The sequence below is a fragment of the Campylobacter sp. genome, assembly GCF_052170435.1.
In the GTDB taxonomy this organism is placed as follows: Bacteria; Campylobacterota; Campylobacteria; order Campylobacterales; family Campylobacteraceae; genus Campylobacter_A.
This window is the reverse complement of sequence record NZ_JBQNAN010000038.1, coordinates 1-7,460: the sequence shown is the minus strand read 5'-3', so window position 1 is coordinate 7,460 and position 7,460 is coordinate 1. Positions and strand designations below refer to the sequence as shown.

Sequence of the window (7,460 nt, the reverse complement as noted above, 5' to 3'; positions counted from 1 at the left end):
GCCGTTCTCGCGCTCATCGTCATCTCGGTCTACAACTCGCTAGTGGGCAAGCGCAACCAGGTCTCAAACATCAGATCAGGCGTCGATACGCAGCTAAAAAGGCGCTTTGACCTCATCCCAAACCTCGTCGCCACCGTCAAGCAATACATCACGCACGAGCGCGAGCTACTAGAAAACATCTCCGCGCTTAGAAGCGGTATCCAAAAGGCCGCGGGCGACGAGCAGAGATTTGCGCTAAACGGCGAGCTATCAACCCTCATCTCAAAGCTCAACGTCGTCGTCGAGAACTACCCCGAGCTCAAAGCCAACGAAAACGTCATGCACCTGCAAAAGACGCTAAACGAGATCGAGGAACAGATATCCGCCGCGCGCCGCGCCTACAACGCCGCCGTGACCGACTATAACAACGCCGTGGAGATGTTTCCATCAAACATCGTCGCTAGCTGGGCGAGGTTTCATAAGGCGGCGTTTTTCGAGGTGCCTAAGGGTCAAGACGATCCGCACGACGTGCACGAGCTTTTTAACCGCTAAATTTGCGCTCGCTTCGTCAAATTTGGCGTTAAATTTTAGCGCAAAAGCGGCGTGGGCGGTAAATTTAGGCGGCAAATTTGATCCGAATTTAAAACGTCGCCCGCAAACGGCGAGCTAAAATTTAAGCGGTTTAAAACACAAATTTAAAGACGAAAGCCCTTAAAATAGCCAAATTTATAAAAACGGCGTTAGATTAAAATAGGAGCAAAAATGGACGATCTGGCTTTGCTAGAGCTTGAGCGGCAAAAGGTTTTGCGTTCGCTTTTTAGGCTAAAGCTCACCTGCGTCTTTGTAGCCGCCGTGGTGGCTTGGCTGCTATATCTAGCAGCGCAAAACGCCGCTCTTAGCGCTGGTGCGTTTGTGGTCTGCGGGGCTGCGATGTATTATTTTTTTGAGAGTATTTTCACGGATAGCTTTACGTTTAAATTTAAGCGAAAGGTCGTGAGGAGCATCGCGGAGGACTGCGGTCTGACGTACTATCCGGGCGACTACGTAGAGAGCGATTATCTTTATATGATTTACGATTTTGACATCGACAAATACTCGGGCAACGACCTGATTTTCGGGCAGATAGAGGGCGTGCGGGTCAAATTTAGCGACGTAGAGGCGATAAGTATCAAAGAGGATTTGCACGGAAACGAGACGCACAGGATACTTTTTGCGGGGATTTTGTTCGTCGCCGATTTTCCTAAACGACTAAAGGGCGTCACGCAAATTTGCAGCGGGATGGATGATTTTAGGGACTACGGCGGCAAGCGCGCGAGGATGGACGATGCGGAGTTTGAGCGGCTATTTCGCGTCTATACGACCGATCAGATCGAGGCTAGATATGCACTCACGCCCAGCCTGATGGAAAATCTAAAACTGCTAAAAACGAGATTTCACCGCCCGATAAACATCGTGCTAATAGGCGATAAAATCTGCATGGCGATCCGCACGGGGCGCGATAACTTCGAGCCCGATCTGCGCTGTCCGCTCGTGGGCAAAGGGGCGAATAGATTTTACAAAGACGAGATCGGCGGCTTCCTTCGTATCGTGGAGGAGCTGCGGCTAAACCGTAAAATTTGGCTGGACTAGGGAGTGTGGCGTCAAATTTTACGGGCGGCATAACCCGTACCTCAAAAATGCAAACAAGCGGGCTAATCTAAAACATGGCGGCAAAAACGCAAAAAGGAGAGTTGGTGAAGGGCGTTGCGATAAACGAAACGACGATAATTGGCGATGACGGCAAATACTATAAATTTAGCTTTGAGGACGTGCGCTTGGGGCGACCTAGCGGCGGCGAGCGAGCGGCGTTTCGGCCTGATGGGGCGTTTGCGAGAGATGTATTCGTGATTTCTGGCGAGGGCGAAAAGCGCGCCGTAAAGGATACCAGAAGCGAGGAGACGAAGGCTGCGCTAAAAGAGAGCGCGGCGTTTGATCGGGCTAGGATGCTAGGCATCGCATCGGGCATCGTGCCGGCCGTGATCAAGATCTACGCGTACTTTATCGCTAGCTACGAGGGACTGGCGCTACAGATCGCGGATAATCTCGCCGTCATAGCAGCTGCACTACTAACCTACGCGGCACTAGGCGGAGTCGCCAGGCTCGCTCACAGCGATGATCTGCACGTAAACTACGGCAAGGCGATGATCGTGATGTTCGTTGCTCACGTCACGGCGACGCTGGCATCGTATATGGCGGGCGCGGCTCATCCGCTAGCTAGGCTTGTCGCCGTCATCGCGCTACTGCTGCTGGGCTACGTCGCGTTCGTGTGGGGGAAGGTCTTTTTCGAGCTAGCAAGACTAACTAGAAACGGGCTTTTTCGCGTCTACGTTTGCACGTTTTTTGCGGGAGAGCTGTTGTGGGCGAGCGGTGTTTTGGCGGTATTTGGTTTCTTTTTGCTCGTGGCTTCGTTTTTCATCTACATCGCGGCATGGGTAAAAACGGACAAAGTCGGCGAAGCAAAAGACGCGGGGCTTTTTATCTATTAAATTTGACTCGGCTCGGGTTTTAAATTTACCCAAATTTGAGTGATTTGGTAGAGGCGAAGTCGGTAAACAGATCGCCAGTATCGACCAGTTTACTAAAAACTAAATTTGAGCTCAAGCGAGCCTAAATTTATTCTCTCGGCTAGCCCGAGTCGCCGCTACCAGACGGATAAAGTCGGTATCGTCAAAACTCAGGCAGTCATGCACTAGCTACTGCAACCTCTCTAGCGCTCTTTTGGCGTATTCGTACCGCCTGCCGCTCCGCGTTTGTAGAACTCTATGGCTTTATTCATATCCCTTGCGACGCCGTAGCTATTCTCGTAGCATATAGCTAGATCGGTTAGAGCCTGAGGATCGTCATCGGCAACGGCTTTTTGGATGTAGACGAGCGCTCTTTTGTAGTCTTTTTTAAAGTGTATTCCGTTTAGATACATATTTCCTAGCATTGCGTCCGCGCCAGTGTCGCCTAGTTTGCTTGCCTTTTCAAAGGTCTGCGCGGCTAGTTTATAATCCGTCATGCGGTAGTAGATCCGCGCCATATTAGAGTGGGCGAGCGAATCGTTTAGCCCCATGGCTTTTTTATACCATTTTACGCCTTCGCCGATATTAGACATCCTTACCTCGTATAGGTAGCCTACGAGTGTGGCGGCTCTAGCGTCGCCGGCCTCCGCTCGCGGCGTGATGAACGCCAACGCTTCTTTGTATTTTCCGCTATCGTCTAGCACTATAAATTTATCGTAATCCTCGTTAGAGAGCCCAAACGCCGCAGTGATCGCAAATGTGCATAATGTTATTACCGTCTTTTTCATCTTAGTTCTCCAGTACTAGCAGGTCTTTAAATTTATGCTTGACGCTCCTTATCGCGTCTCCGTCCTCGGTGTAGTCCGTGATATAGCCGTCTTTGTCGGTAGTAAAGTAAACAAAGCCGTAGGTGCTGTAGTTCACACCCGTTACGCTGCAGCCCCAGAAGTTGCACGATCTATTTACCGATAGTACTTCGCGCGGTTCGTGCTGCATATAAAATTTGTTCGAAAGCATACCTATCTCGATGTGCGACCAGCCGTCGGAGTATTTTTCCATATCTAGGATATGGCGGCCTTTTAGTTGAGTTAGCTCTTTGTTTTCTAGAAATATATTAGATGGACCGATGCCGTATGTAGTACATCCGCCTAGCATAAAGGCGCATAAAAGCGGCAGGAAAAATTTTTCGCATTTTTGATCTCTTTTGATTTTTGCGCCCGATTTTATCCAAAGGTACGGCGCAAGTTAATATTTTGGGTTTGCGGTTAAATTTACAGCCTTGCGGAGTTTTAAATTTGACGCCAAATTTGATCTATCTTGCGTCAAATTTGGCTTCGTTTCAGAGCAAAAAGGCGGGCAAAATCGGCTATAAATTTAACTCTGCCGCTAAATTTAGCGCGAGGGGGACAAATCGCCACCGTTAGCTAAACAGCCTAGTCTGCTAGCCCCTCTTTGCCGCATTTCGCGATGAGAGCGTCAAATTCTGCCTTGCTAAATGCGCTTACGACGATATTTTTCGCGTCGATAAATTCGTATTTATCTTTCGGCAAATTTTGGATGAAACTTTCATATTTCAGCGTCGCTAGGATCTCGTATTTTTCCTCATCGTCGCCCTCTCCGCCAAATATCGCGATCTTCCACCGCGCGACTTTCTCATCGCCTAGCATTTGCAAATTTTTATACTCCACGCTAGGTTCAAAGGGCAGCACGGTAACGACATCTTGCGACAGGACGTACTGCCCGATGATCTCGCCGCTATCGTTCCTGCGGTAAAACATCTGATTTGCAAAATACGCGTCTAGGTTTTGGATATCGGTTACGAATTTGCTAAATTCGCCCGCAGGATCTTTTGCGCCGAGGATACGAGCCATGATCTTTTTATCAAAGGACACTTCGTTTCTTATGCCGTAAATAGTGCTGATTTGCGCCTCTTTTTGCAAATTTTGCTCTATCGCCTCTAGTCCTGCGCGTATATCGGGCTCATAGTTAAAGCTTTCGATATTTTGCGCGCTAAATTTCTCGCCGTCCTCGCTCACGATTTCGCTATCCATTTTTATGGCTAGGTTTTTTAGATACTCTAGTGCGATTTTCCAGTCCGTGCGGGTGCTAGGCGTGACGATGCGGACGTTGTAGGCGCCGTCTTCGTATCCGATCTCAAAGCCGCGCCCGCTAAGTCCGTCCGTGCCGGCAACGAGGCAGTCAAGCTCGCTTAGCTTTGCGCCGTAAAAGCCCTCGGCGTCAAACTCCTCGTCGTCCTCGTCAGCGTACTGCGATAAATTCGGCACCAGTCGCAATGCCTCCTCTACGCTCATCACGGGCGCAAGGCCGACTAGAAACTTCTTTTTATTTTTGACGAAAAACGTGATGCTCATTTTTGATCCTTTGGAGTTAAATTTGACTTTCGCGGCGTTTTGACGGAGGCAAATTCGAGCGCAAATTTACCGCGTCAAATTTGCCTTCGTTTAGAGCTGGCGGGTTAAACCCGGGCGCAAATTTAAGCATACGCGCCCAAATTTGGCTCACTCGTCTTTTTTCTCGTCCTCTTTTTTGCCGATCTTTTCTTTAGCGTTTTTTATGAGATTTTCGGCGGCTTTGTAGAGCTTCTCGCCTAATTCTTTTGATTTTGCTTTTAGATTTTCGCCGATCTCGCTCGCATTTATGGCGCTTAGCTTCTCCTCGGTTCGTTTTTCAAAGTCGCTGATGTCTTTTTTGAGTGCTTCGAGACGTTCTTTGGCGTTAAAATTTTCTTTAAATTTATCGCCGGCTTGACCTACTTCGCGCTTTAGCTCCTCAAATTTTGCTCCCGCAAGGCTCGCGAATTTATCGATATTTTCGTTAAATTTTAGCTCCTCTAGCTGAAGCTCGATCTGGCGCGAAACATCGTTTTGTAGCCGCTTAAATTTGGCAAAGTAGCTATCTATGGACTCGTATAGGATGTCGTTTATCACGGTAGCAGACGGCTCATCCGAGCGCGCCATATCGCGCAGCATCGCTACAAACCTCTCCTCAAGCCTTATAAATTCTTTAGCTTCGCCTAGCAGCGTCTGGCCGTCCGGGGCAAATTTGATCTCCTCGATAAATTTCTCCGTCCTTTTGCTAAGCGCATCTTTTACGCCGCCGATCGCGCCGCTTATTAGCTCTTTGGCAAAGGCCTGATCGATGCCCGCTATCTCGCTCGCCGCCTCGCAGACCGTCCTTGCGATCTCTAGGATGCGCTCTTTGCTCACTTCGCCCTCGTTTATCGCGCTAAGCACGACGTTTTTGGCGATTTGCTCCACCGTGTCTTTTACGTCGTCGCCCTTTTCGATCGCGGTTAGAAACGCCGCCTCGGTGGTTTCTTTGAGGATGCCCAGCATTTGCAGCTCGCAGAGCATCTTTTCGTCTATCGCGGTTAAAATTTCGTCTTTATCTGCCAGGTCGCTATTTTTGATGAAATTTTCCATATTTTCAAGCAGTGCGCGAACGTCGTTTTTGATCTCGTCTTTTTGCGCGTAAATTTGCCGCTCGATCTGCTCTTTTTCGTAAATTAGGCGGTGGATATACTGCTCTTTTGCTTCGCTGAGCGCGTCGCCGGCGCTTTGGATGAGGTTGGCGACGTTTTGGCGGTTTAGCAGATCCTCGCTCTTTAGCGCCTCGCAAATTTGCTCGAATTCCTTAGCTAGAGCCGCGTTTGCGTCGTCGCCTTTTGCGCCTTTGACGCTTTTTCTAAACTCGCTTAGCGCAAATTCCCTGATCAAAACGGAAATTTGCGGGTCGTTTTTGTTCTCTTTTATGGTTTGGATGAAGACTAAATTTTGCATGAAAGTCCTTATAGTACGTATTTGCAAACGCGTCTTAGCGCGGAAAAAATTTCTAACCGCTCCTGGTTAGAATTAACCAAAACGCTTAGATTGTAGCTTTTGTATTTGCCCTCTTTGCTCGATTTTGAGGGTGTTATCTTGTGCTGCCTTTCGCCTACGATGCCCTGTGCGATAGCTTGGGCATCGCCGCTTTCTTCGATGATGATTTTGTATTCCCAGAAATTTGGGTACGAGATTTGGGGTTCTTTATTTAGATCGCACGTAGTCGCCACTTTTGCCTCCGCTTTTACTTTCTAGTTTTATGTCCGTTATTTGCATAGTTTTATCTATCGCTTTTATCATGTCGTAGATCGTTAGAAGTCCGACGCTAACGCCCGTTAGCGCCTCCATCTCGACGCCTGTTTTGCCGTCTATCTTGACGCTAACGGTTAGCTTATATGCGCAGATATCAGCTAACTCCTCTATGTCGCAGTTTATGCCGCCAATTAGCAGCGGGTGACACATCGGGATGAGTTCGCTCGTCTTTTTTGCGCCCATTATCGCGCCTACGACGGCGGTTTGCAGGACGGGGCCTTTTTTGCCGGTGTTGTTTTTGATCGCGTCAAAGGCTTCGCGCGACATTTTTATGATGCCGCTTGCTACGGCTATGCGCGTAGTTATGCCCTTGTCGCTTACGTCGACCATTTTTGGGCGGTCGTTTTCGTCTATGTGAGTTAGCATTTTCGTCCTTTCGCCTGAAGCGCTAAATTTGCTTAAATTTGAGCTAGGCGGAGTAAATTTATGAGAAGGATTATAACTAAAAAAGCTTAATGAATAAGACAAAAACGCCTCGGCAGGGGGAGCCGAGGCGCCGTTACAAAAAGGAGGTTTTCTTGTCGGACGGGGAAATCATACCAAAAAGGTCTAAATTTTATCCCAATTTTTCGTAAATATATTATTCCCTACTTTTCGCGTAGGCCATAGCGCCTGATTTTAGGCGTTTTAGGCCCTCTAGCACGCGCGATCTTTGCGTGGCGATATTGAGGCGCAAGAAGCATTTTTCCGCGCCTCTGTACGCGTTGCCGTCGTTTAGCCAAAGACCCGCTTTTTGGCGTAAAAATTTATGAAAATCGCTCGCGTCGTCGCAAATTTCGCGGCA

Annotated in this window: 10 protein-coding genes and 1 pseudogene; 4 read left to right on the top strand and 7 right to left on the bottom strand. The window is 48.6% G+C overall.

Annotated features, from left to right (window positions below):
• From ACTTJF_RS09705 to ACTTJF_RS09695, 3 genes are all read left to right on the top strand, one after another.
• Positions 1 to 531: LemA family protein (locus tag ACTTJF_RS09705; protein WP_442551789.1), on the top strand; the 531-nt coding region annotated here is incomplete at its 5' end.
• A 210-nt stretch (positions 532 to 741) separates the two neighbouring features.
• Positions 742 to 1,608, top strand: coding sequence for a DUF3137 domain-containing protein (locus ACTTJF_RS09700; protein WP_442551788.1), 867 nt, complete (start codon positions 742 to 744; stop codon positions 1,606 to 1,608).
• A gap of 104 nt (positions 1,609 to 1,712) precedes the next feature.
• Positions 1,713 to 2,504 (top strand): hypothetical protein, encoded by a 792-nt coding sequence (locus ACTTJF_RS09695; RefSeq protein ID WP_442551787.1) that lies wholly within the window; start codon positions 1,713 to 1,715, stop codon positions 2,502 to 2,504.
• 221 nt (positions 2,505 to 2,725) lie between these two features.
• Here ACTTJF_RS09695 and ACTTJF_RS09690 read toward each other — a convergent pair whose 3' ends face one another.
• Together ACTTJF_RS09690 and ACTTJF_RS09685 are read right to left on the bottom strand one after the other, a co-directional pair.
• Positions 2,726 to 3,310, bottom strand: a complete 585-nt coding sequence (locus ACTTJF_RS09690; RefSeq protein ID WP_442551786.1) for a tetratricopeptide repeat protein — start codon at positions 3,308 to 3,310, stop codon at positions 2,726 to 2,728.
• A gap of 1 nt (position 3,311) precedes the next feature.
• Positions 3,312 to 3,677 (bottom strand): hypothetical protein, encoded by a 366-nt coding sequence (locus tag ACTTJF_RS09685; RefSeq protein WP_442551785.1) that lies wholly within the window; start codon positions 3,675 to 3,677, stop codon positions 3,312 to 3,314.
• Positions 3,678 to 3,775: 98 nt separating this feature from the next.
• Between ACTTJF_RS09685 and ACTTJF_RS09680 the strand changes: the two genes are divergently transcribed.
• Complete coding sequence (locus ACTTJF_RS09680) at positions 3,776 to 3,946, top strand: hypothetical protein (protein WP_442551784.1); 171 nt, start codon at positions 3,776 to 3,778, stop codon at positions 3,944 to 3,946.
• A gap of 9 nt (positions 3,947 to 3,955) precedes the next feature.
• Here the strand turns inward: ACTTJF_RS09680 and ACTTJF_RS09675 are convergent, their stop codons facing one another.
• The 5 genes and pseudogenes from ACTTJF_RS09675 to ACTTJF_RS09655 form a co-directional block, all read right to left on the bottom strand.
• Positions 3,956 to 4,894 (bottom strand): DUF4299 family protein, encoded by a 939-nt coding sequence (locus tag ACTTJF_RS09675; RefSeq protein ID WP_442551783.1) that lies wholly within the window; start codon positions 4,892 to 4,894, stop codon positions 3,956 to 3,958.
• A 147-nt stretch (positions 4,895 to 5,041) separates the two neighbouring features.
• A complete protein-coding gene (locus ACTTJF_RS09670) occupies positions 5,042 to 6,322 on the bottom strand; it encodes a hypothetical protein (RefSeq protein WP_442551782.1) in 1,281 nt (426 codons plus the stop codon).
• An 8-nt stretch (positions 6,323 to 6,330) separates the two neighbouring features.
• Complete coding sequence (locus ACTTJF_RS09665) at positions 6,331 to 6,594, bottom strand: HP0495 family protein (protein ID WP_442551781.1); 264 nt, start codon at positions 6,592 to 6,594, stop codon at positions 6,331 to 6,333.
• Entirely contained in the window at positions 6,569 to 7,042 is a 474-nt protein-coding gene (gene moaC / locus ACTTJF_RS09660; protein WP_442551780.1) for a cyclic pyranopterin monophosphate synthase MoaC, read from the bottom strand. The genes ACTTJF_RS09665 and moaC overlap by 26 nt, the downstream gene beginning before the upstream one ends.
• A gap of 214 nt (positions 7,043 to 7,256) precedes the next feature.
• Positions 7,257 to 7,460, bottom strand: a pseudogene (locus tag ACTTJF_RS09655) (cystathionine beta-lyase); the annotation flags it as partial.

What these genes read in the sequence shown, in the direction of transcription:
- ACTTJF_RS09700 (WP_442551788.1), top strand. Translation starts at nt 742, where the DNA reads ATGGACGATCTGGCTTTGCTAGAGCTTGAGCGGCAAAAGGTTTTGCGT.
- ACTTJF_RS09690 (WP_442551786.1), bottom strand. Translation starts at nt 3,310, where the DNA reads ATGAAAAAGACGGTAATAACATTATGCACATTTGCGATCACTGCGGCG.
- ACTTJF_RS09685 (WP_442551785.1), bottom strand. Translation starts at nt 3,677, where the DNA reads ATGCTAGGCGGATGTACTACATACGGCATCGGTCCATCTAATATATTT.
- ACTTJF_RS09675 (WP_442551783.1), bottom strand. Translation starts at nt 4,894, where the DNA reads ATGAGCATCACGTTTTTCGTCAAAAATAAAAAGAAGTTTCTAGTCGGC.
- ACTTJF_RS09670 (WP_442551782.1), bottom strand. Translation starts at nt 6,322, where the DNA reads ATGCAAAATTTAGTCTTCATCCAAACCATAAAAGAGAACAAAAACGAC.
- moaC (WP_442551780.1), bottom strand. Translation starts at nt 7,042, where the DNA reads ATGCTAACTCACATAGACGAAAACGACCGCCCAAAAATGGTCGACGTA.